Here is a 26,188-nt window from a genome sequence, read left to right on the forward strand (position 1 = left end):
ATAGGCTAGTTAGTGGTGGCTTGAATTCGAATGGAGAGATTGGATGAGCTGTTGCTAGAACTCTCAAATTCTAACGCGGTGATTTTAGGAATCGCTGGCAATCCGGAAAGGAGATAGGCATTTTCCGGCTGACCTGTTGGATAACCAAAAGCCCCCGATTCCGCTCCCGTCTGTGAAGAGGTCTTTCCGGGAGATCCGGACTGAAGCTGAAAGTAGCCATCATTGCCCAGGGAGGTTTCAAACAAAAGATTGGCCTCCGTATCTACCTTATTGCCACTCACTCCATCGGTCACCACGACAGGTGTTTGTCCCACCCTGCTGCTGTTTACTACAGAGTTGCTCACTATGCTTGCATCAAAAGAAATATTGCCATCGAAGAAGGTGCAGTAATCAAACGCAGGACTGGAGCCGCCGGAAACCGTGACTCCATTTCCAGAACTGGCGTAATTGAAAATTGAATTGGAAAAGCTCACAGACGAACTTTGTACATATATGGGGGAGGTAAACAGACATCTACTATATGAGATGTTTGATATGCTGCTGCCGATAGTAAATGACCCGCCGATGATGCAAGCATCAAAGGTGATGTTGCTTTCATTAAAGGTGATCGTGCCGATCTCCAAATTTGAGAAGACCGAATTGGCTGCTCCAGGATTTAAGGTGATGTTTCCAAGAGAGGATGATGAGGAATAGCCGATACTCTGACCGTAGTATCCATTTCCAATAAACGTTCGTTCGGTGCTCAAAGTAAAATTCCCATAAGATGCGGCTGAGCCTACTACATAGATCGTGTCCCCTGTACCGGAATTGGCAATGGCATCACTCATCGTGGCATAGTCTCCATGCCCAGCGGCATCAAGCACAACCACATTGGCGCAGATCTCACCCAGCCCTATAAGTATCCCTATAGTGAAAAGTAGCTTTCTCATGACCAGATTAGTTTCCTGTTACCTCGATGGTTGCATCGGCATCCGTACCTTCAGTGATATTGGATGGCAGGTCAAACCTCCTTACCACCGGCAGTACTGATCCGGACAATTTGAAAGGTGAAGTGCCTCCGTCTACTCCCAGGTTGGTGCCATCGGTGGCAGCATTTTCTCCGGCCGATCCAGCGTCCAGTGTCGGATCAAGAGAGTAATCATACGAAAAGGTCGTCAACGGTAGGTTTACAAACGTTGGGTCTGTGGTATCAATATTCGAATCAAACCTTATGTTGGTACCTGTGATTGACCCAAATGTATAGTCATTGGAGAGATTGTTTTTGTAGAGCACGTTGGCAGAGCCACCAGCCTGAAATCCCGGGTAAATGGTCACGAAAATATTGTTTGTCACCAGGCAGTTTATGAGCTGATAAAAGGCCGATTGTGAGGCTGTGCCCAGAAAAGTATTGTGATCGAAAGTTACTCCACCTGTAGTCACATAAGCGCCCCTGTACTGGTTGGTAGTTCCGGTGTTGGCAAACACATTATTCGAAACCCTGATGTTGGACTGGTTGGTGGTGGTTAAGTTAATCGAAAAGGTAAAGGTTGGTGTTGGTTGAATCACGTTTTGACGGATCAGCACATTCGTCAAACTATTCGCACCTGAATTGCTGATATAGTTAATTCTATTGTTTTCGATCACCAAATCCGATAACGCACCGCTGGTATTCCCCAGGTATAAATAACCTGTGATTTCCAAACCAATAATCTTGCTTCCGCTAGCTGCTGTATAAATGGTGAGATTGCTAACCTGGCTGGTAAAAGGAATCTCCATGTCTGGATTGAAGCCAACCCCGATGATGGTAAGTGGCTTAGTCACGTTCACATTCCCATAAGTAGAAGAACTTGGGATGATGAGCAGTGTATCCCCGGCGGTGGCATTGCCAATGGCCGTAGCAATGGATGTCTCAACCCCGGCTGGTGCATTTCCATTGTTGTCTACAGTAATGACTGTGGCATACGTCATGGCACTGATTACAAATAAGGCAGAAAAAATGATGGCTTTCATAGTCATAGCTTTTAGGCAAAATGTGATTTTCAATTAAGGTTTAAAGCTATAAGAGGCCGGAGGCGAAGTGAATACCATCCAGACGGTATATTGACCTACCGGATATGAGCAACAAAAAAGGGATGACTCTCGCCATCCCTGCTAAAACGAAGTTAATCTAACTAATCTCTTACAATCACCCGGAAACTTACCACATTGCCTTTCGGATCTTCCCGATCATAGAATCTCAAGATGTAAATGCCATCTTCAAATTCTGATACATCCATTTTCAGTTCGCCATCAAACCCGTTTCTCAGATCCATGGACCACATGGTATTTCCTGAAAGATCCACAAGCTGTGCAGTCACATCTTTGGATTTCAAGTGCCTATACCTGATGTTTAGGTTTTCACTGGACGGGTTCGGGTAGATCTGCAGATCCTTGAAGTAGTCCAGAATGATTCCGAGCACTGCTTCGATCGTAATCTCAATACCATCAGGAGTAGTGAAGGCCTCCAGTTTGAAATCTGTGTCACTGATTCCTGCCTCACCCACTTCAAACTCAACAGAAGATGCATCGTCCAGAGGAATACCAGGATACTCCACGAAGAATCGGTAGGTGCCCTGCGGCAGGAAGCCAAACTTGAATTCTCCATTGTCGTCAGTTTCCCCGTAGGCGATCAGCTCAAACTCATCGTCATCCTGACCAGTACGTCCTCCTGATCGCTTTCTTCTCAAACCACATTTTCTTTTGGCAGCCCTTCTCCTGGCTTCTACCCTGCCGCCTTCATCTCCAAAGTCTTCTTCCATCAATACATCCAAAGACCCTTCTCCGTCATTTGGACCTAATTTCCTAGGTACTTCCGTCATCACAATGTCAAAAGAATCATCCTCCCGAAGTTCTATAGTTTCTGCCTCGTCCCACTGGAAAGCATTACCGAAATAGGTCGGGATCAGATCTTCTTCATTATCAGGATCAATCCCGCAGAGGTAATCTCCCAATACAACCTTACTGAAAACAAAGCTCGCACCCACATCCGGGGCTCGTTTCAGGGTATCATACCCCTTCTCTCTTCGGATGGCCTCCAGCAGCGCGCCCTGGAATGTCTCTCCGGTGAGTTCCACACCATCAAAATCAGTGAGGCGCATGGTGACTTCTGCGGTAGCTAAAACATATTGAGGATCAACATTAATGGTAAGATCCTCTAATCCTACGATTGTGCTGTTCACTTCTGCCCTGAACTGACCCATGTTATCATAATCGATGGTCACAATCTCAAGCGCAGAGCCTGCCACAGAAAATTCACTCCCGGTAGTGATCACATCATCTCCCAGATACCAGGTGTATTGATTCGCAGAGCCTCCAGTGCTAAAAGCCAATATGTAGTTTTGCGTGTTTGGAACCAGGATTGAATCGCCTGTTACACTCAGAAGATCAGGATTTGTTTCAGCATCAAATTGGATACTCGCCTGATTAGTGTAATTCAAAGTAGCTATACCAATCAATGGCTCTAAATCGTCAAACTCAAGGGCATTTCCAGAGACGTTCAAGTTGTTTATAGAAGTTCCTGATAAATCAACAAGACCAGTAATTGTATTATTTGAAACGTTCATCCGTGTCATCGCACTCAATCCGCCAACCGCTCCTCCAGTAAATGAGGCTGGCATATTTCCAGAAGCTCCCCGATTTGAAATATTTAATCGATCCACACGAGTCCTTTCGGAATCCATAGTTATCCCATCCCAATCTCGCATGTACTCAGTAGTCCAGTTCACTGCAGGCGTCCATGCGCTACCTCCAATTGCATCATATATCTGCCTGAGGGCCACACTATCTGCAGCAGTGGCCGCATCTCTTGCGGTTCTTACGCTCACCGTGCCAGAGTTTGCAGATATTTCACCAGCCGTATTCACCAGCCGTATTCTGAAATAATAATCATCGGAGTAATCAAGACCTGTCAGCGATTCACTTTCAACTCCCATCGGTATACTTTTTGGATAACCAGAAAGGATGGTTGAAAAATCGGCCACAGTTGACACATCAAGCTCATAAAAATCCACATCAATTCCTGCATCCCAAATCATGGTAATGGATGTATCATCAAAGCTATCCACCATTAGACCTGTGACCCCAAGCTGCACCACCAATTCATCTACTGTAGCGTCAGAACCAACATTTCCTGCCAGATCTGTGGCCTCCACCTGCACATTGTAAGTGCCGTTTACGAGTGCCGGACTGATCGTACCCTGAGGAAGTGTCCAGGTACCATCACCATTGTTGTTCGCAGCAAATGTGTTGCTCAGGATGGTAACTTCAACAGATGCTGTAGGATCATCTACCGTGCCTGTCAATTCTGGACTCGTAATCGAAGTGCCCTTTACATCTATTGCAACTGTGGGCACTGTGTTGTCAATTGTATAAACTTCTCCCGAAAGGAAGTCTGATTCCGATGGGTTTCCATTGTCATCCACAACTCCATCCAGATTGGTATTGGAATAATCGAGTCGGATTGTTCCATCGCCAGATATGGTATTGACCGTCACTGTGATTGTGGATCCTGAGGCAGAAGATGCCCCTGAGATGCTTCCCACAGCCGTGCCGGTGGTATTTAGCACAAAATCTCCAACCTCAACGTCATTTACATTTTCACTAAATGTTACTGTAAAGTCAACAGAAGTGGCATTCGTAGGATCTGCACTAGCTCTGGTAATCGAAAGCACCGTTGGATTTTCCGTATCAATACTGAAGACATCTGTCTCATCATGGTTCGTCATTGTATTCCCTGCCGCATCCTGTGCCGCAGAAATACGGACATCCACATCAACTATCGATTCGTTTGCATCCGTTACACTGAAGAATGCTTCGTATTCAAATGCATCATTCCAAACTCCTCCGATATCCGTCAATGTTGCGGATGGATCCTCCACGGGGAAGGTAATCACCGGATTCTGAGAGCCATCATCGGTCATCGCTTCATCAAAGATCACAACGATGCTCAGTGCGCCATCTCCATCTTTAACGACTGTTAGGTCTGGTGTAACACTTACTACGTTGGGGGCTGTCACATCACCTAAGCTAATCGTAAACAAATTGCCTGCACTAGGTGTGCCGGATTCGATTATTTCCTCTTCTATTCCAATTTCCGATTCAGGATCTAGCGCCAGCGGGATGAATGAATTGCCTGGTGTTGCACCTGCAGCAATATCCACCGTTACGAAGAAGTATGTAGGTGAACCAGCGGACAGTAGTTCAGCAAACAAGAAAATTACCTGATTGGCATTTACCGGGCCTCCATCCGGAATGTTCCCACCAAAATCATAAGAGCCTAGTTCGATGGCTCCAGTTATGTCGCTATCACTATCCATCCACAACGTGAAAGGATCGGCAGGAAAGTCCGTGGGATCATAGTTGGCATCTTCCAGAGTGAGGATAAACCCAATGGTAGTCACTTCCTCCTCTGGTGTTATGCTCAGTGTATAAATCAGGTTGTCAGTGGAGCCTGGAGCCAGATTGCCACCGGGCACGCCTACAGACCCAAAAGCCACATTGACCGGAGGATCTCCTGATACAAAATTGTAGCTCAACACATTGGAATAAACACCTCCATTATCAGCAACCCAATGAACGTAATAGTTGGTGGCCGGATTCAGTCCTCCTACATTGAATTCATTGGTTCCAATCACATTGGAGAAGTTGTTTGAAGACACTGCTGGGTCACCTAGCTCATCCAATCCTGCTATTATCTGGTTGGCATCAGGGGCTGTGGCAGAAAATGTAACTACGTAATACAGGTCTGACTGCACATCCACGCTAATTTCAAACTCAGCATCTGTAGAGCGGATTTCGATAGGATTGAGGCCTGATAAAGTAGGAGCAATCCCGACAAATCCATCTGATGTAAAATCATCAATCACACCACTTTCGCTTCCACCACCAGTATAAATGATCTGAATGGGCCCATTATAGGTAGATCCAAAGGAATAAGTAAATTCAATAAAATCGGTTCCGTCAGTAGATCCGGAACTCAGCAAATTATCAAAAGTAGTCCCTCCATCGCTTGATCCGTACACTTCAAAATCGAACGTCCCTGCTGAAACCGGGTCTGCTTTGTACCAGAATGATATTTCATTGACATTTGTCAGATAAGGCGAAATCAAAAAATTGCCTGTACCAAAAAACATGTACGCAGCATCTCCTACACTACCTCTGGGAAGATTAGGGTCAATATCGGCAGTGGATTTAACTCCCTGTGCCAGCCACTCACCTGATGATAGTGTGAAAGAAGGATCAGTCGTAGCTGTAAGTCCATTATCAAAATCTTCTGAGAAATTAACCACCGCTCCTTCAGTAGGTTTGGTCAATACATGGAGATAATTCATTGATCCCGAGAATACCAACAGGTTTTCAATAAATGTCCCATCATAATTTGCTGCAACAATCGTGGAGCTGAGTCCCGGATTGTCCACATAGATTAGTCTGTTTGATTCATAGTCAATTTCAATATCCTCCAGATCGGTACTTAGTCCATCAATCACAATTTCATCATTGGCTCCATCCAGATCTGCCCTTCTGATTTCGCCATTGTCATTGGTCCAGTAGATTTTTCTTTCGACCGGCTCTATGGCAATTCCTTGCACAAAATTTCCCGGTGAAGCTGCACCTGACATCACTATTTCAACAGATCCGGCAATGTCTCCAGTGTTTGCCCGATAGATGGTTCCTCCACCACCAGACTCACTCCAATAAACATGATCTTCAAAGACCTCTATGTCATAAGGAGTGAGGGTGAAAACATCATCGACTCCCAACGGCGAACCATCAGCGATAGCAAAGCTTGCCAGGCCAGCCGGAGAAGCGATGTATAAAATGTTGTTTAATGAGTCTATTCCCAAACCTCTGTAGGCTGTACCGGAAGTGGCCAGGTCTGCAAATTCGATTAAATCAGTACCATCAGGATTCACAGCCATAATTTTGTCCCCACCACTTGACCCATCAATAAAATACAGCTTTTCAGTCCCCGGATGATAATCGATCCCATAGTCACCAAAACCACTATTGGATGACGCTATCGAGCTTTCAATACCGCCCGCTAAATCTAATTTGTAAATGTCTGTAGCACTTGCTTCTGTAAAGTAAATGCCGCTAGGGTCAAAAGGAGCCAAGGTTGAGAATCCCGCCGGATTATTTGTAGCGGAGTTTATGTTATAGAATTCCTGCCAAGCCGGTCCGTTTGTTTCAAGCACCGCTATAGTATAGTCAGTACCAGGATTTAGGCCTGTAACTGATACCGAGTTGCCAAAGCCATTGTAAACAGCATGCCAGCTACCATCTACTAAATCACCTGCTCCAAAATTACTGTCGGGGTTAAAGAATGTATTATCTGATGGAATAGGCATTTCCGTTTCAATTCCCTCGAACACTGCCACAATCCTCCTCTGTCCATCTCCATTGGTCCAGGAAATGTCTACACTATTATCTGTCACATTGGTCGCATTTATGTTTGTGGCTTGAGTAGAAGGGGTGACTACTCCGCTGTGATCAAAAGCAGAAGATGACACAAAGTTGGAAGCTGCTCCTGTAAGCGTAAATCCGTTCAGGGTTCCATTCAAGCCACCAGTTTGATCGTTAAGGGTGGTTATTCCGCTGTTGTCGCTACCGGCACTTCCCTGATCCATGGTGTAATGAAGCAGCAGAGCTGGCTCATTGGGGTGACCTGTAAGGTCGGTAGAATAGAGGTATCCTCTGATGTCATCTGCAGCAATCACACCATCCCATACCCGAACATTATCCATATCTCCGTCAAAGAGATCTCCCGTCCCTATGCCATCAGAATAGCTTCCTCCCACACGATTGACGGATACAACAGGATCATAGCTCGAAGAACTATGAATCTGATCCAAAACTCCATCTACATAAATCCGTATTTCATTGGTCGTGCTGCTATGAGTAACGGCAATATGGTGCCAGGCTCCATCATTGATGAGGGCTCCACCATCGAAGATTTCCCAACTGCCGGTAAAGTGAGTATACCGAACTCTTCCATCATTGATACCAAAAGCACCACGAATGTTGTTGTTGTTATCCCCGATTACTGACAGGGCTGGATTGCCCGCATAACCGGAAATCAGATCTGTGGAAGATGTATTGATCCAGGCTTCATAAGTAAGTCCATTAGGTAAGGCGGTTCTCGTAAACGATACAAAATCATCGGTCGCATCAAAGTTGAGTGCGTTTTGCTCCGGCGCATCGGCGAGTGCTCCTGACCCAACCCAACTTGGTGACGTATTAGCCCCACCGCCCGAACCATTCCAGGTTCCATCATTATTTGCAAACACATCTTGCAACTCAGCCCCTGTCCCTTCATCAAACTTGTAGTAGGCCACCATGTCGCCATAGTTCGGATGTGTAGAGATGTCTGTGGTGTTTGCATAAGTGGCAATGTCCCCTGCAGATAGTGCGGTATTCCAAATTCGAACTTCGTCTATCTGGCCGGTTAATGGTTGGGTCAAAGATTCAGAATCTACCCCTATTCTAAATTGTGAGAAATCAATAGCTAGTATGGTATTAATTGACCCAATGAAGACACCATCCACATACAGGCTTAAAAGATCTCCCTGATATGTACCAGCAATATGATGCCAACTTCCATCATTATTTGCTAATCCTGATGACGGTCCATTTACACCATTTGGCGTAATTGATAATTGATTTGTAGACCTAAACTTTAGAGATATCTGCTGTCCATTTGCACCCGTATTTCCGATTGAAACAATATTTTGAGCGCCCGCAGTAGAGCTGTTTACCCATGCTTCCAGAGTAAAGTCTCCGGTTATTTTTTCGGTAAGATCTGGGCCTTGAACATAATCATCCGTCCCATCAAAATCCAGCGCCGAGCCTGGATCAGTGGCCCCCAGCAACGGGTATGAACTTGGCACAGCCAGGTCTGTAATTGTGATCTCACCGGATGGCACATTGAAGGCATAAAGTGAATCAATGGCCGGATCGTTGTTCAGCAACCCCGATAGTCGCTCCCATCCACCAGACGCTGCATTGTCTGCCCCGTTTTCACGGTACAGGATTCGTTTGTCAGGATCTTGCGAGCCGCCATTGTTGTAGTCCATGCGGATGTCTACCGTCTGACCGGGGGCAAATACTCCGTAATATTTTGTCTCTGTGATCGTATTGAAGCCAGCCGCCTGGTCCTGATTTGGTGTGCCACCTACATAATAGATGTGGAATCCATTAGAGGCATCATCAATCTCAACAACCACATCGTCCTCTGGTGCGGTATCAAATTTTACAGGCCCGGAATCGTAGCTAAACATGCTGCCATCTCCTTGTGGTGCCCCAGAAATTTCGGGCATTGCTCCGGTGATGGTACCATCATTTCCGCCAGCCAGGTCAATGGCCACATTTGGATCATTCTCATCAAACTTGTAAACGGCTACCAGATTGGCGAATGATGGGTGACCTGCTTCAAGCTTTTGGATCATGTATTGACGAATGTCTTCTTCTGCAAGGGCGGTGTTCCAGATGCGTACTTCATCTAATTGGCCTCCAAATTCCCTATCAAATGCAATAGATCCTGCAACACCGTCGCTGTTGCTACCAATGAACATATTGGAGGTTGCTGTGTAATCGGGAACCCCTGTCACACCCAAAGCGTTAATCACTTCAACTCCGTTAACATAGAGGTACAAATTTGTGGTTGCTCCTGAATTCTCAATGACCCCTGCTACGTGACTCCAAGTGCCTTCTGGAATCGGACCTGCAATAATTTCTCTATCTGCTGTTGTATTATCTCTGTATAGAATTCTAACATTTGTGCTGCTGATAGACAATTGATATCCTCCACCACCGGAAGAAGGTGCCACATTTGAAATAATTGCCGCATGATCGGATATATTGGTATAATCAGGATTAACCCAGGCTTCAAGAGTAAGATTTTGATGACCCAAAAACTGTGAACCACTCCCCAGATCAATGTAGTCATCGACTCCATCGAAACTCAACGCATATCCAGCTCCCTGCTCGGTTGGGTATGGAGATGGGTCTATAGCTGTGGCAAGCTGAAGGCTTCCGGAGATACCGGCAGAAACTAACTCCCCATTCCCTACCAGTGTACCAAAAAATCCACTCTGATCTGACCATCCAAGGGATGCATCACTTCTGGATACCAGCCTTCTATCTGCTGTCAATCCGGAATAGTAATATACCACGTTGTAGTTGATACCGGGGGCAAACACTCCATAATATGCCCCATCTGTCACATCGTTTAGCCCAGAACCTGTTGGTATTCCCGGTACTTGATTGATGCGATAAACGTGCATCGGTCCTGCAGAACCCAGATCACGTGTTTCCAGCTCGTAAAAAGTAAAGCCTAATCCAGTGTAGTCAAAGCTGCTTTCATCGCCAAGGTGTGCGCCGGAGGGAACATGGGTTGCTCCGTTGATTGTACCATCGTGCACTCCTTTCACATCCGAAAGTGCCCCATCCCCGCTATCGTCCATTCGGTAGTAGGCCAGCAGGTTGGCATAGGAAGAGTGGATGTTTGTTACCTTTTGAGCCAAGTCAGCTCGAATATCAACCTCCGATCTCACAAAATCCCAGATTCTTATTTCATCTATCTCACCATTCATATAATTACAATCACAACCGTATCCCTGCTTTCCAATGAAAGCGGGGTTGGTATCTCCAAAATCAGAAGGTGTTAAAGTATAGGTAAACTGTCCGTCCTGAACACCATTGATATAGAACGTAACCTGATTTAGACCACTACTGTATGTGGCTGCTACGTGAACCCATTCATCAAGAGGTACATCATTAATAGATTCCTGCCATTCACTGGTTGAGCCATTTGAAAATTCGAGTCCTAATTTACCTGTGCTTAGTTTTTGGAAAATAAACACGTCAGGGCTGGATCCTCCGTTTCCTTCACCTTTGGATAGAATGGTTTCACCATCTGTACTGGATGTGTTGATCCAGGCTTCTATGGTAAAGTCCCTTGTGGAAAGGTTCAGGTCTATATTGTGAGGAATGGTTACTTCATCATCTATCCCATCAAAACTTAGCGCTTCACCAGCTCCTTCGGCAGCTGGATAGACTGGTAAAAGAAAGTATGGAGCTGAAAACTCTGAAATCCCTGTGGCCGGGTCCAAAACGGTGGCCGTGTAGTGTGCTCCCGGGGCAAAAGCGGTAATAAAATCCGCCTGTCCTCCTGATACTGGTGCTGATGTAAAGAATGCAGCGGCCTGGTTATCATTACATCCATCATCCGAAACCCAGATGGAAACAGTGCTGCTATCTGCTGCCCCCGGGGTGAGCACGGTTGCCCCGCCGGTGGTCATGCTTTGGATGGTAGGGGTGGTGGTGGCCGGGGCAATTATGAAGCCAATCCCTCCTATAGCATTACAAATAATTATATTATTTCCAAGGGTAGTATTCAGCACATTACTATCATTGAAGAATACACCATAATTTAGATTATGTGAAATGACATTCTGATAGTTATCCCCAATATTCAAATTGGTAGGTGCTGATTCTATTGAGATACCATTTACACCATTACCCAAAGCAGAGGATCCGTCGGACTGTATCCCGAAGTAGTTTCCGTTTATATTAATATCATCGCCCGCTTGTACCCTGATCCCGTTACTGGTATTTCCGGAAATTATGTTCAGGTCACTTGGTGAAGAACCCCCAATATTTACATTTGACGCTAATCCCTGGATATTGATCCCACCCCAGTTTGCTATTGGCGCATTAGCTGCTTCGTTGGTGCCAATCTTGTTTCCGCGGATAAATACATTGGTTAATCCCGTTCCTCCAATTGATCCATTCAAATTGATTCCATATCTGCCTGACCCTGCCCCTGAGATGAGGTTACCCTCCCCGGTGAAGAAATCCCCACCTATTGTTATGCCGGTTACTTCACCCGTGGTGGCAATTCCATGATCGCTCAGTCCGATCCCGGACAGATTGATACCATCTACTGTGCCAAATCGGTTTCCTTGAATAATTGCCCCATCACCACTAACAACATAAATACAATTTCCATCAGTGTTGTGGAAAATATTGCCTTTACCTACAGCACCAATAATGGCATTATCGGCGTTATCAGTAGCCAAATAAATGCTACCATTGGTTGCTCCTCCATTAAACTCAGTAAAGATTAAGCCATATACTTCTGCATCAGCTGCGTTGATATTGATTCCATTCACGGTTCCGAGGGATGAGCCATTAATCGTAACCATCCCATTCGCATCCCCAAAATTCCATCCTGGCTGTGTGGTGCCATCAATGATGGTGTTGGCGGCTGTAATTTGTGGGAGAGCAGTAGCCAGATCAATGACCCACGGAGATGGCTCATCGATCAAGAAGGAGATTGTGGTACCCGGATTTGAATTTGCATAGGTGATGGCATCTCTTAATGACCCAGCTCCTGTGTCATTGGTATTGATGACAATGTGTGGCGGAATATCCAGCGCTGTAGATGCTATCCACTGTGGTGCGGTGTAAGCACCACCACCTGAACCATTCCATGTTCCATTGAAAGCATTTTTAACATCAGGGACATTAGTACCTGTCAACTCATTGAATTGATAATAGGCAACCAGATCAGCATGCAATCCCGGGTCAAGTTCCATGAATCGATTTTGTGCTATCTCCGTTTGGTTTCTGATCGAATTCCAAACCCTTATCTCATCTAGCTGACCATCAAAAAATCCAGTGAAGCCATCCCAGGCATTTCTACTGATGGTAAAGTCTGTGTTTCCGGTGAAGTTTCCCGTATGAGTCCCCGAACCAATAAATTGGCCATTTATGTAAAGACTTGATTCACGAGTTGTTGCATTATGGGTGACGGCAATATGATTCCAGCCAGTCGCAACCGTATAAGGGATGGTTACATCATCGAAAAAGAATCCAATCAATACCTGGGTTTCCTCCAGGTTAATATGCAAAGACTGATTATTTGTCCCTCCACTTCCTAACGAAAAGATACTTTGTGCGGCAGTGACATCATTGGTATTGAACCATGCCTCTACTGTAAAATCGCTGCTGGAGAGGTCTATTCCTGTTCCAGAAATGTAATCATCAGTGCCATCAAAATCCAGAGCATTTTGAACTGGCAAAGCATTGGTGGTCACATCAAAGAAGTCAACATTATTCTGAACATTGGGCACCCCTTCCAAATCCTCTGCCACCATGTAAACATCATAGTTTGTGGAAGGACTTAACCCTGATACGAGTTCTGAAAATTCAGAAAGAGGGGAAGAAACACTTATTGTTCCCGAGGCTTCTGCCGGAGCTCCTAAAAAGCCAGTCCCTCCTCGTATATCATCCTTACCCGGAACAGATGCTCCGTCTGTCAAAACCACATAGGAAAGTATTCCCATCTCTGATAGCTGTGTAGTGATCTCAAATCCATTTTCGGTGATATTGTCTACAAATGGATATCCTGGAACATTAAAAGGCGCGACCACATCTGTATCATAAACTGTCGAGTTTGACCAGATTGGTCCATTAGATACCCCGTCAGCTGGTATGCCATCATCAAAATTGTTGTAAAGAGTACCATCATTAGAATTGGTAGAGCGATCTGTCAATATCGTACCAGAAGTGATATTGAAATCATAATAGGCCACCAGATTAGGTTCCGAGCCAGTTAATTCCGTTGACAGTTGATTTTGAATAGTGGCTTGATCCAAATTAGTAGACCAGATTCTGGTTTCATCTAACTCCATAGCACCACCGGTTGACACACCATTGTTGTCAAATGTATTGCCGAAAGCAGCCAATGCAACAGAAGAAGTACCTGGATGCACAGAAGAAACCATATCTGCGGTGTTTTCTCCCACAAGCTCGCCATTCACATATACTTGCATGCTGCTTCCCGGATTGAAAACACCAGCGATGTGATACCATTTCCCCACAGCAAAAGAAAAGGGGACAATGGCTGCCGAAATATCTGTTCCTGCTACGGCTGAAGAACCGGTAGCTGAAACCCCAAAAAGTATCTCAGACGAACTGGATAACTGAAGCACGTAAGACCGCTGGTTTCCTACATCGTTCCATTTACTCACCAAAGGAATATCTTCAGCCGGAACAGATTCGTCAAATTTCACCCACGTCTCCAGAGTCAAAGCTCCGGTAATATCTAGTGAAGCTGCATCCGGAATGTCTACAAAATCATCTACACCATCGAACGAAAGCGAATTTTGAAGTGTGCCCAATGTCGTTACATCAAGCAAAGTTGGTGTTGGCTGAACGTTGAGCGCTGCGTCCTCCGCCACTACGTACACATCATAAGCCGTGCCCCCGAATAAGGTGCCACTCACATCATTTGCTGTGGCATTTGTTCCAAAATTGAAAAAAGCCTGGACTGGTGAACCACCTTGCCCGGTTCCGGCTTTTACTTCCGCGCTTGTAGGGGCTGGTGCTCCATCAAGTAAGACAACACCATACACATTTCCACTCTCATTAGCACTGGATGTGATGTCAAAGGAGTTTTCAGTGATGTCACTTACGGAAGGAAACCCAACATCGAAAAGAGGCGCAAATACATCAACATCCCAAGCCGTAGAAGTCACCCAGTTTGACGTGGAGCCAATCAGTGCAAAGGGGCCATTCAATGTGCCATCAAAACCATTGCCCGATAAATCATACAGCGTGGTGACGCCTGTGTTGTCACTAGCTGCAACACCGTGATTAAAATTATAAGATGCATGCAGGTTAACATCTGAGTTAATCGTAGCGTATGCATTATTCACAATATCTTCCTGGGTTCTTACTTCGCTCCATATTCTTACTTCATCCATTAAACCTTCCCATTGCCTGGTAGGGTCTGAGTTAAATGACGTACCCAGTACAAAATCAGGGAGGTTAGAAGGCCATAATGCAGCATAGACATCATTGAATACTACATTACCATCCACATATCCAATCAAAGAATTATCACCTGTGTTCCAGCTAAAAGCAATATGGACCCAGGTATTGGAAGGCATTGGTGTGACCGCATCGTCAAAGAAATAATGAAAGACTGATTCTTCATCAATGTATAGGTACAAGTCTCCTGCGCCATTTGTCTCTATTCTAAAGCCTGAACTGGTGTTAGCTAAATTGGAATCAAAAATTCCATGATTGCTATCAATAAACGAAGCATTTACCCAAGCTTCAAAGGTACCCTGAGGCGGTAATACTCCCAGGTTTCCTATGGACACCTCATCATCCGAGCCATCAAAATTCAACGCATGCTGAATGGACGCTTGTGCTCCGGAGGCCACCCAGTTGGAGCTGTTTCCTGATAGCAAAAATCCACTGGCTCCTGAATCTCCCGAGCCGTCTTGCAACGCCCCATCATTTCCACCACCGGAAATATCTGCCAAAGTGGTTACCCCACTGTTATTGCCACCTGAAACACCGCTATTGAAATCATAAGAAGCCACTAAACCTGTACCGGATGTGATTGTCCTTGAATAGTTCTGAACAATTTCTGTTGGTGTCTTCACCACACTCCATACCCTCACTTCATCAATTTCACCATCCCAGAACTGGTTAGATACATTAGAGCCTATATTTAAGCTCTCAATAGATGCTATCTGGTCTGTAAAAGTCAATGCTGTCCCCGCCGGTTCACCATCTACATAAAACTGAGTCCCACTTGCTACACCGTGTTGGAAAGTCATTGCCACATGATGCCAATCACCATCGGCAATGAAAACCCCTGAACTTTTCAAAGCTCCATCATAGGTCACCAGCTCTCCATTGTAGACCCAAATTCCATATGTCGGATTACAAGAGAGAATGGTTCGATAGGCTGCCTCAACCGTAGATGTTCTTACCCACGCTTCAATTGTACCACTATTCAGGTCATTAAATGAAGCGTCGTTTGGAACCAGTATGTGGTCATTGACTCCATCAAATTCAAGCGCATTGTCCTGAGCAAGTGATGAAAATGAAAGAATTAGGGAAAGGGTAACCAGAGACAGTTTTCTGACAGCTGAACGTAGCATGATGTTGACTTTAGGTGGCTATTTATTGTTAATGAGCAAATTAGCGTCTATTCAAACGCCATGAAATACCCAAAATACGGTAATTCGATTAAAAATAATGACTAAAATAACCTGTTGAAAACCAATCTCTTTTTACGAAATTGTTATTTCGATTAATCAGGTTCAACCCCCCATGAAACACTAAGCCGGTAGTACTGGTATCCATTATCTTTCGGTTCTGTTTTATCACACAATTTTTCAAAGTCCTAAACGCTTGCTTTCTTAGTATTAAAATCACTACAATGAAACTTCTATATACCGCTATTTTTTGCATTGTCAGCACCGCCACTTTTGGGCAATATGCCTTTGAAAGTAAGAAGGCTGAAAAGCTCTATTTTAAACTTGATGATGCGTACCTGGATTATGATTACAGCACCATTTTGGAAAATGAGGCAGAGGCCAAAGAGACCTTTCTGGGCAAGGAAGACACAGTAGCCGCCAACGTTTACAGCTTCCTGGCCGAAGCTTACGATTACGAAATGGGGGACTTTCAAAAAGCACTCAACTTTTACAGCCTGGAGCTTGAATTGAGAAATAAAATTGATCCAAACGGAGACCGGAAAGACCTCCTTTACAACATGGCTACCCTGCAGCAAGAGCTTGGATACTATAAAAAAGCGGAGGAATTTCTAACCACCATACGGGAATCTGATGCCAAAACGTATGGCAAAAACAGCGCAGAGTATTTTGATTCCTCACGGGCACTGATTGAACTATACCTCCAAACAGAGCAAGTAAGCGAGGGGATGGATGTAGCCGAGGAGATTCAAAAAGAGGTTCAAAAAAACAGCATTGAAGAAGGCGTGTCCCACAAGTGGATCGGGGATGCCTATGCCATTCAGGGCTCATTCAAAAAGGCTGAAAAAAGCTTGCTGAGAGGCTTGAAGACATTTGAAGAAAATGGGCTGGAGGCCACTTTCGAATACGCCTCCACACTAAATAGCCTGGGCATCCTATACATGGATAAAGGAAAGCTGCCAGAGGCGGAAGAAATCTTCCAGCAGGCTATGAGCATTGTCAATCGCATCCAGGGTGAATATGAAGATGTGATTGCAGGCTTGCAAAATAACCTGGCCATTGTCTACTTCAACCTGGGCAATTATGAGCGGGCCACCGAGCTGCAGAGAGCGATTCTAAAAGCCGACAAAGAATACTTTGGGGAAGACTCCTACACCTACGGACTTGACTTGCTCAACCTGGGCCTGACGCTCCTATATGACGGCCAGTATGCTGAATCCGAAAAGCTGCACCTGGAAGCCCTCGAGGTATTTGAAGCAAGCGCAGGAAAAGAGAGCATCGACTATGGCCGGGTGCAGAACAATCTGTCCCTCCTTTACACAAAAAGAGGCTATATAGATCAGGCGATTGATTACGGCCAGAAGGCCATAAAGACCTATGAAGCATCACTGGGGGCGGAGCACCCTGAAACAGCTTTCCCTTATTTCAACCTGGCCAATGCCCATCTTGGTTACGAGGAAATAGAAGAGGCTGCTCCATTGGCAACAAGGGCATACGAAATTCGGAAAAAGTCCCTTGGAACCAACCATCCATATTTTGCCCGAAGCTCAAACCAGCTTGCCATCCTGAACTGGAAGCAAGGAAAAACCAAAGAGGCCCTGGCATTTTACAAGGAAACATTTGACAACTATTTCAACCAAATCAATACGTTTTTCCCGGTACTCACAGAGGAAGAAAAAGCTACTTTCTACTACACCAATCTAAAGCCGGCTTTTGAGCAATATGTCTCTTTCATTGAGGAGACATCATCCGAAGACAAAGAGCTGATTGGCGAAATTTATGATTATCAACTTGCCCTGAAAGGACTGATCATGTATGCCACATCCAAGGTTAGGGAAAGCATCCTGAGCAGCGGGGATGAGGTGCTGATTGCGAAATATGAAAATTGGATCAGCCAGAAAGAACAGCTGGCCAAGCTCTTCAGTGCCACGGACATCAATCTGGAGCAGCGCAACGCCAGGATTGATTCACTCACTGACCTTTCTAATAAACTGGAGGAGGAGTTGAGCAAGTCATCAGAGGTGTTTGGAAAAAATTTCGCGAATAGAAACCTTTCCTGGAGAGACGTTCAAAAGATCCTGAAGCCGGGTGAAGCTGCTATTGAAATCGTCCGCTATCGGGATTTCTCCACTGACTCTGCGGGAGTATTTACCGATGAGGTTCACTATGCTGCGCTAATCGTAAAGGCTGAAACCGAAGATTATCCTGAAATGGTAATCATGAGAAATGGCGACCAGATGGAAACAAAGTATCTGGCCAACTATCGGAATGCGATCAGGTATAAGCTCTCCGAAAACTATAGCTATCGGCTGTTTTGGAGACCGATCGCCAATCGTCTGGAGGGCATCAGCAAAATCTACTTTGCCCCGGATGGCGTGTACAATCAGATCAGTATTTATACCCTTCAGAACCCTTCCACCAAAGACTACCTCATCAAGGAGCTTGATTTAACTATTGTGACCAACACAAAGGATATTGTATCCGGAACTTCCGCCAATGCAGGCTCGGGAAGTGTATTCTTCGGATACCCGAATTACAATATGGGAACGGATGAAGAAGCCTCGGATGCTTCCACCGATGGCGGAAGAGGAATGAGAAGTGGAGGTGGTTCACTGGAAAGAAGCGCCACGATTCCACGTGGAATCAGGGGAAATTTGGTGAGATATATGCGCTCGTTCAATGGACTTGGCATGCTGCCCGGCACAAAGAAGGAAGTCCAGCTGATCGACAGCCTGTACACTTCCAGATCGGAAGAGGCGGCAGTGTACTTGCTGGACGAGGCGGTAGAAAACAAAATCAAGGAGATAAAAAACCCATCAACCCTTCACATTGCCACTCACGGATTTTTCCTGGAGCTGGATCCTGCAGAAGCATCATCTGATAAATATGTTGAAAATCCGCTACTAAGATCGGGGTTGATTTTGGCTGGTGCCAATAGTTTTATCCGTACGGGCCAACTAGACGAACGACAAGGTGATGACGATGGCATCCTAACCGCTTTTGAGGCCATGAATCTTAGTCTGGATGAAACAGACATTGTGGTGCTTTCTGCTTGCGAAACCGGACTGGGAGAAATCAAAAATGGCGAGGGGGTTTACGGTCTGCAGCGGGCCTTCCAGATTGCCGGGGCAGATGCAATTATTATGTCCATGTGGACGGTGGATGATAATGCCACCCAGGAACTTATGACAAAATTCTATGAAGAGTGGCTCACCCATGGGGATAAAAGAAAGGCTTTCAATGCCGCACAAAAGCAATTAAAAGAAAAGTATAAGAACCCATATTATTGGGGTGCCTTTGTTATGGTGGGAGGTTAATTATCACATTGAGGAGGGGAAGTAACCCTTCCCCCTCCTCAATGAATAAATCTTACTCACCGGCATTCAGGGGTGCGATCTGTGCATTTTCTGGCATCACGAATAAGCTGTCTGATGGAGCCTCTTCAGATATTTCAATATTCTCAAATAAAGTGGCCTCTCCTCTCGGATCACCAACCGAATCCCCATCGTACTGAAACCATTGTAGTGAAGCAGGGAGCAGTAACCCGTTGAACTCAGTCCAGTCTTCGTACTTGATCAAATGATAGCTATCACTTGGTTCTCCACTCCCATAGGTCACTGTGTACATCAGCCACTCCATTTTATTGGTTTCCGGATCAAACCACAGAATGTAATTGTCATCCGGGGCATCCCCAATATTTTCCCCATAGGAAATCTTGATGCCATTGTACGCTTTTCCACTTAGCTCCCTGGGCTCCACATCTTCGTAATAAGCACCGGGATCGCCCACCACAAACGGCATGGTGTAGAAATAGAAAAACAAATTGTGATAAAACCTGGCCCTGCTTGCATCTACAGTGTCGGGCGTTACCCAAACATCATCACCATCAAAACCAATGGTTTGCTGTGGTGACTCCAGTCGTATCTTCCGGTTCTGCAGGTTCACAATCGTAGATTCACCTCCCTTTTCATAGGAGAGTAATTTCATTTTGGACCATTGCTCGTATCCACCGTGAGCATCAAACACGTTTGTGAGTGAAGCTGAGTGATGCTCTGGAGCCTTGTAAGCAGGTACTTCTGGCTGCTTTTCTTCAGTTTGTTTACTGGGCTGGCATGCGACTAGGGCAAAGACCAATGCCAGTGAGGTGAGATTTTTCATATAAATGTTTTATAACAAAGCTATGAGAACTATTTCCCTTCGGCGAATTCTTCGTTCGCTTCGAACTCAAAAGGTAAGCCAGTTTACAAATCCCTCACTAAAAAGAGACCAGTATGCTTATAGTGGCGTAGCGATGATTTGCCTTTGAATCTCCTGCGCCTCTTTTTGCTTCTGTAGGCTCTCATCAGGATTTGATCTGGAAAGATCGTAGGCCTCTTTCATTAGGCGATCATACTTCTTTTGTAGTGAGTTTACCTTCGAGGTTTTGAATAGCTTTAGCATAAGTGATGTCGATTAGCGTGAGTTGATCGGCGAAGATATAAATCCTGAGAACCCATAATAACCGAACTCTTTGAGCCTTTGAAAATATTCGACGAAATTTGAAGAGTGCTTTAAAAAATTTAATTTTTGATTCGTTTAGACTTACCTGATGAAACTTTCTCTTAGAATTATCCAATGATACGGCCCGCCACAACTGAAGATGCTAAGGCTATCGCCACCATTTACAATCATTACATTCTCCACTCACATGCCACCTTTGAAACTGAACCGATCGATGTGCCGGAGATGCTGAGCAGAATTCGAAAGGTGCAGAATGAGTTTGCTTTGCCCTGGCTGGTGAAAGAGGAAAGTGGAGTTGTGGTGGGCTATGCCTATGCCACCCAGTGGAAGCCTAGAAAAGCCTATGAAAATACGGTGGAGATCAGTGTCTATCTGGACAAAGACTGTGCTGGCAAGGGTTATGGAAAGCACTTGTATCAGGAGCTGATCAGGCAGCTTCAAGGTGAGGGGTATCATGCTGTGATCGGCGGCATTTCCTTACCCAATGAATCTAGCGTGAAGCTTCATGAATCCCTGGGCTTTCAGAAAGTGGCCCATTTCAAAGAGACAGGCTTCAAGTTTGACCGCTGGATAGATGTGGGGTACTGGGAGCTGATCCTCACAAATGATTAGCATAAGCATATGCTATGAGCTCATTAGCTGACGACAGATTCAGCTTTTTTAGGATATTTTTTCGGTGGGTTTCCACGGTAAACTCACTCAGAAAAAGCTCCTCTGCTATAACCCTGGTGCTTTTACCGGATTTTACCAAATGAATAATCTCCATTTCCCGCTCTGTCAGTAAGTTGATCTTATTCGAATCCTCCGGCGAAGAAGACTTGTCTACAAATACCTTTTCCCCACCACAAATACGGGAGACCATTTCTTTCAAAATGGATGCATCCGTGGTTTTCGGGATGAAGCCATCAGCCTTGTTTTTCATGCCCAAACGAATCAGGTGAGGTGCCTCTATCATGGAAATCAAAATCACTTTAGATCCTGGGAAGACCTCCTTGATTTTTGTACATAAATCCAGTCCGCTCAGCTCACCCAGCTGGATATCGATCATGAAAAGGTCAGTAGCCACCTTCCCCAGTTCCTCCAGAAATTCACTACCGGAATTATAAACTTTCAGCATTTCGAACAATCCGGTCTCCTGAAGGATGCGAGCCAGCCCATCTGCAAACAGGCGGTGATCGTCAACAATAGTAAATGTAATCTTGCTCATAGGTGGTTAATTGGAATGTTTATGATGGTGGTAGTTCCGGATCTTTTATCAGAGACGATGTGGACGGTTCCATCAAATCGCTCCACCCGAATTTTTATGTTAGTCAGTCCCATTCCCCTGTGCTTTCCGTCCACATCAAAGCCCAGCCCATTGTCCTCTGCAATGATTTGAAATTGCTCGTCATCTACCAGCAATTGAATGGTGGCTGTTGTTCCCTTCGAGTGCTTAAGGATATTGGTAGTCAACTCTGAGACAATCCGATAAGTAGCCAGAGACAGCTCCTTTGAAATGAGTTGTTCATCTCCCTGAGTCAAAATGTTGAACCGTATCACCTGGAGGTCATTGACCTCTGTTATGCGCTGCTTCACCGCATTGAAAAGACCATCCTCCAAAATATTCGTGACGGACAGATTTCCCAGAAAATACCGAAGGTCGTTGCTTGCCTTGTTCACAATTCTCACCAGATGCTCGTCATGAGTATAGCTATTTGTAATGATCAGCTTGATTGCGCTCACAGTAGCCCCCAGATCATCATGGATGTCCCGGGCTATCTGCATTCGTTCTTTTTCCTGTGTCTCAATTTCCCTTTGGAAAAGCTCCTTCTGATGCTGGGAGCGCTCCTGCTCAAACGCATGGCCTTTGTTCAGCGCTTTTCGGTACCTCCACGCCAGCAGAAAGCCGTAAGCCGTAAACTCTGCACAGACTGCCCAGAAAAAGTAATTTGGATAGGTGATTTCATAGTAGGTCAGTATGCCCTCGTAATTAAGGACATAGCCTGCGGCGTTGAAGTAGACCAGAAACAACGCAAGTGGAACGAGCAAAAGCGCCTCAATCGGTTTTTGGATCTTAAAAATAACTAGTGCAAAAAGCGTGATCATGAGGGCAATGATCATCACCACGGATGCATGCCAGCAGAAAACATAAATGGCATCTTCGACCGTGAGGCCGGGAAATAGAAAAAGAAAAACCGTGACAATGATACCAAACGCCAGGCCAACTTTATTTACCAAACTAAACGCCCGAATGATTCGACCTTTTGGATTCTCAAGAGCATAGCTAATCACCAGGTAGTGCAGACCGCAACCAATCAGGGTGAGGCTGATGACGGGTAGTCTGGTGAGAAAAGAAAAGGAGGCTGGTCCTGGGAAAAACACAACCAGCAGCTCCTCCTTGAGAACCACGATGGCCACAGTGGCCAGATAAATGGAAAGCAAATAGAAAATCCTTTGGGAGGTAATCACACCCAAAACCAGATTGAAAATGCAGAGAAGCAGAATTGCGCCAACGATAAACCCTATAGACCAATAAAATTTCTTCTCCCAAAGCAAATTATGAGCAGGGGTGGTGAAGTCAGTAAAGGCATGCTGGGGGCTTTTCAGGTTTCGAACCTTTAGGAGTAGATCGGCAGTTTCATTGGGAGCCAGCCTAATCTCTGTGGCCAAAAACCGGGTGGGCACTGGTCGTTCCCTCAAAGGAAGTTTGTATACTGCCGTATCTGTCGGCACCCAGGAAGTATTCATTTTTCGATACAAAATCACCGTATCGGCATGCGAATAGAGGCTCCACCAGTAATCTTCCGTTTTATCCGAGGCGTTTTTCACCACCAGGTGAATCCAAAGAGGATAGGGATTGAGTCCCAGGTTTAGATTTTCATCGGCTTCCCATTTTCGAAAAAGGTTTGACTCCAGCGCCTCCACCACGTTGGAAAAGCGCTTTGTTTCACTCTTATCAATCCAATAAGTGGCGTGCCTTGCAACGGACTCCAGGTTTGGTCCGCTTACAAATAGTGTGTCCGATGGTATTGCCTTGCAATCCATTTTCACACCAAGCAGAATAAATAATATGGCCAACTGCTTTACCACCGATCAAAAGTGCTCACTTACTGCATCATTCGAAATACCTGAGAGTAGGTATTATCCAAAAAACTGCTTCGTAAGATTTAGAAATCTAAGTTGACTTCCCAATTGAATATGGTTCTGTGATTTTTCAAATTAGTTTTGCAGCCTAATCTGAATTTATGGACGAGGCTAAAAAACCGTTGAATTTTATTGAGCAAATGATCGAGAAAGATCTGAAAGTGGGTAAGCACGATTCAATCGTGACACGCTTTCCTCCAGAACCGAATGGCTATTTGCATATCGGTCACGCCAAGTCCATCTGCCTCAATTTCGGACTGGCAGAAAAGTATGGTGGAAAATGTAACCTCCGCTTTGATGATACCAACCCTGAAAAGGAAGAAACCGAATATGTAGATTCCATCAAATCAAACATTAAATGGTTGGGGTTTGATTGGGAAGATCGGGAGTTTTATGCCTCGGATTACTTTGACCAGCTCTATGAAATGGCGAATAAGCTCATCAAAAAAGGTTCAGCTTATGTAGACGACCTCTCTCAGGAAGAATTCAACAAACTCAAAGGCACTCCTACCCAGCCAGGTAAGCCAAGTCCGTTTAGAGACCGATCCATCGATGAAAACCTCGATTTGTTCAAACGAATGAAAGAGGGGGAATTTAAAAATGGTGAGCGAGTTCTCCGGGCAAAAATTGACCTGAGTTCGCCAAACATGCATATGCGTGATCCAATCCTATACCGGATCAAGCACATGCCTCACCACCGCACCGGAGACAAATGGTGCATCTACCCGACCTATGATTTCGCCCATGGTCAGTCGGATTCGATAGAGGGAATTACTCACTCACTTTGTACGCTGGAATTCGAAGTGCATCGCCCTTTGTATGAGTGGCTGATCAAAGAACTGGAAATCTATCCATCGAAACAGACCGAATTTGCCCGACTTAATCTTGGATACACCATCGTGAGCAAGCGATCACTTAGAGAGCTGGTGGAGTTGGGTCATGTGAATGGCTGGGACGACCCTCGTATGCCTACCATCTCAGGAATCCGAAGAAGAGGATTTACAGCCGCTTCCATTCGGAAGTTTGCCGACACCATCGGCGTGGCAAGAAGAAATGGCATCACTGACATTGCCCTGCTGGAGCATGCAGTAAGGGAAGACCTCAACGCCACCACCAATCGGGTATTTGGAATCATGAACCCCCTAAAGGTGATCATCACCAACTGGCCGGAAGACAAAACGGAAATGCTGACAGCAGTGAACAATCCTGAAGATGCATCTGCCGGAACCCGGGAGATGCCCTTCACCAGGGAAATCTATGTAGATCAATCTGACTTCATGGAGGATCCGCCAAGTCCCAAAAAATGGTACCGATTAGGCCCGGATCGGGAGGTTCGGTTGAAATTTGCCTACATCATCAAATGCACGGGGTACAAAAAAGCTGAGGACGGAAGCATCAAAGAGCTTTATGCCGAGTATGATCCTGAGACAAAAAGTGGCCAGGACACCAGCGGCAAAAAGGTGAAGGGAACTCTCGGCTGGGTGTCCGTACCTCATGCGGTAAAGGCTGAAATTCGTCTCTATGATCGTCTGTTCAAAACAGAAAATCTGAACACAATCGAAGATGACTTCAAGAACCATCTGAATCCTGATTCCCTCGATATCAATACGGAAGCGGTACTTGAGCCATCGTTGAAAGATGCTAAAATAGGTGACCAGATGCAGTTCGAACGGATCGGCTATTTCCGGGTGGATGAGGACTCCAAGCCCGATCATCTGGTTTTCAACCGAACGATTACGTTGAGGGATAACTGGGCTAAGTAAGATTCTTTCTTGCCTAAAACCCCAATTATACCTACCAATAGGTATTTCATCTTATTGCCCCTAGGACTTCTTTTGTTTAAAAAGAAAAACATGAAAAATACAATCTTAAAATTTTCATTCATCTTCCTGGCAGCATTCACTTTAGTATCATGCGGTGGTGATGATGAGCCTTCCGTTTCCACTGAGTATGACGGACTGTATTTCGGAACTGTTTATTCAGGCAGTTCTCAATTAGGAAATTATTCGCTCACCATTACGAATGGACAGGTAGTGGGGAGCTACAGCGATGGGTTTGAGTCTATCAGCTTCAATACCACCGTGGCAGAAGGAGGCTTTGTGAGTTTCAGCATTGATGATGGGTTTGGATATGTGGTGACCATCGACTTAACAATTTCCCCAACTGGGATTGTGAGTGGATCATGGACAGACACTGATGGATTTTCAGGATCAATAGCAGGAACCGGAACTCACAATTCATTTGATGGATCGTACTCAGGCTCTGCTTCCATCGGCAGCACGGTGATTGGATCATTCACTATTTCTATTGCTCAAGGAAAAATTACCGGCGTTTATACTGAAGATGGTGAGCAAACCAGCATCAACGGATTTGTGACCCCTACGGGAACAATTTCTTTCAACATGTTCTTTGACGATGGCACTATCGCTTCTATCTCAGGTACTGTTTCCGGCACTACAATCAGTGGGACTTTCATTAACAACTTAGGAGATTCGGGGACTTTTTCCGGAACAAAAAACTAACCAGCT

11 protein-coding genes are annotated in these 26,188 nt (G+C 45.3%); 4 read left to right on the forward strand and 7 right to left on the reverse strand.

Annotation, left to right across the window (positions count from 1 at the left end):
* Positions 1-5: 5 nt before the first annotated feature.
* The 3 genes from RLN88_RS05080 to RLN88_RS05090 form a co-directional block, all read right to left on the reverse strand.
* Positions 6-929 carry a hypothetical protein gene (locus tag RLN88_RS05080; protein WP_350220293.1) on the reverse strand — a complete coding sequence of 308 codons (924 nt, stop codon included), beginning with the start codon at positions 927-929 and terminating at the stop codon, positions 6-8.
* Positions 930-936: 7 nt separating this feature from the next.
* Complete coding sequence (locus RLN88_RS05085) at positions 937-1,989, reverse strand: right-handed parallel beta-helix repeat-containing protein (protein ID WP_350220294.1); 1,053 nt, start codon at positions 1,987-1,989, stop codon at positions 937-939.
* 161 nt (positions 1,990-2,150) lie between these two features.
* Positions 2,151-15,980 (reverse strand): LamG-like jellyroll fold domain-containing protein, encoded by a 13,830-nt coding sequence (locus RLN88_RS05090; protein ID WP_350220295.1) that lies wholly within the window; start codon positions 15,978-15,980, stop codon positions 2,151-2,153.
* 281 nt (positions 15,981-16,261) lie between these two features.
* On the opposite strand from RLN88_RS05090, the gene RLN88_RS05095 reads away from it, so the two are divergent.
* Entirely contained in the window at positions 16,262-19,354 is a 3,093-nt protein-coding gene (locus tag RLN88_RS05095; protein WP_350220296.1) for a CHAT domain-containing protein, read from the forward strand.
* A gap of 52 nt (positions 19,355-19,406) precedes the next feature.
* On the opposite strand, the gene RLN88_RS05100 is transcribed toward RLN88_RS05095, so the two are convergent.
* Together RLN88_RS05100 and RLN88_RS05105 are read right to left on the reverse strand one after the other, a co-directional pair.
* Complete coding sequence (locus RLN88_RS05100) at positions 19,407-20,195, reverse strand: DUF6503 family protein (RefSeq protein WP_350220297.1); 789 nt, start codon at positions 20,193-20,195, stop codon at positions 19,407-19,409.
* A 117-nt stretch (positions 20,196-20,312) separates the two neighbouring features.
* Positions 20,313-20,477 carry a Lacal_2735 family protein gene (locus tag RLN88_RS05105; protein WP_350220298.1) on the reverse strand — a complete coding sequence of 55 codons (165 nt, stop codon included), beginning with the start codon at positions 20,475-20,477 and terminating at the stop codon, positions 20,313-20,315.
* 174 nt (positions 20,478-20,651) lie between these two features.
* Between RLN88_RS05105 and RLN88_RS05110 the strand changes: the two genes are divergently transcribed.
* Positions 20,652-21,149 carry an arsinothricin resistance N-acetyltransferase ArsN1 family B gene (locus RLN88_RS05110; RefSeq protein WP_350220299.1) on the forward strand — a complete coding sequence of 166 codons (498 nt, stop codon included), beginning with the start codon at positions 20,652-20,654 and terminating at the stop codon, positions 21,147-21,149.
* Here RLN88_RS05110 and RLN88_RS05115 read toward each other — a convergent pair.
* Together RLN88_RS05115 and RLN88_RS05120 are read right to left on the reverse strand one after the other, a co-directional pair.
* Positions 21,136-21,744: a response regulator transcription factor gene (locus RLN88_RS05115; RefSeq protein ID WP_350220300.1), complete on the reverse strand. Its 609-nt coding sequence runs from the start codon at positions 21,742-21,744 to the stop codon at positions 21,136-21,138. The two genes, RLN88_RS05110 and RLN88_RS05115, sit on opposite strands and share 14 nt — an antisense overlap.
* Positions 21,741-23,561, reverse strand: a complete 1,821-nt coding sequence (locus RLN88_RS05120; RefSeq protein ID WP_350220301.1) for a sensor histidine kinase — start codon at positions 23,559-23,561, stop codon at positions 21,741-21,743. Before RLN88_RS05120 ends, RLN88_RS05115 begins: the two co-directional genes overlap by 4 nt.
* A 200-nt stretch (positions 23,562-23,761) precedes the next feature.
* On the opposite strand from RLN88_RS05120, the gene RLN88_RS05125 reads away from it, so the two are divergent.
* Together RLN88_RS05125 and RLN88_RS05130 are read left to right on the forward strand one after the other, a co-directional pair.
* The gene (locus tag RLN88_RS05125; RefSeq protein WP_350220302.1) at positions 23,762-25,423 is read left to right on the forward strand and encodes a glutamine--tRNA ligase/YqeY domain fusion protein; all 1,662 of its coding nucleotides are present in this window, start codon (positions 23,762-23,764) and stop codon (positions 25,421-25,423) included.
* Between the two features lie 90 nt (positions 25,424-25,513).
* Entirely contained in the window at positions 25,514-26,182 is a 669-nt protein-coding gene (locus RLN88_RS05130) for a hypothetical protein (RefSeq protein WP_350220303.1), read from the forward strand.
* The last annotated feature ends 6 nt before the right edge of the window (positions 26,183-26,188 follow it).

Origin of the sequence: Ekhidna sp., assembly GCF_040223195.1 — a bacterium.
Classification (GTDB): domain Bacteria; phylum Bacteroidota; class Bacteroidia; order Cytophagales; family Cyclobacteriaceae; genus Ekhidna.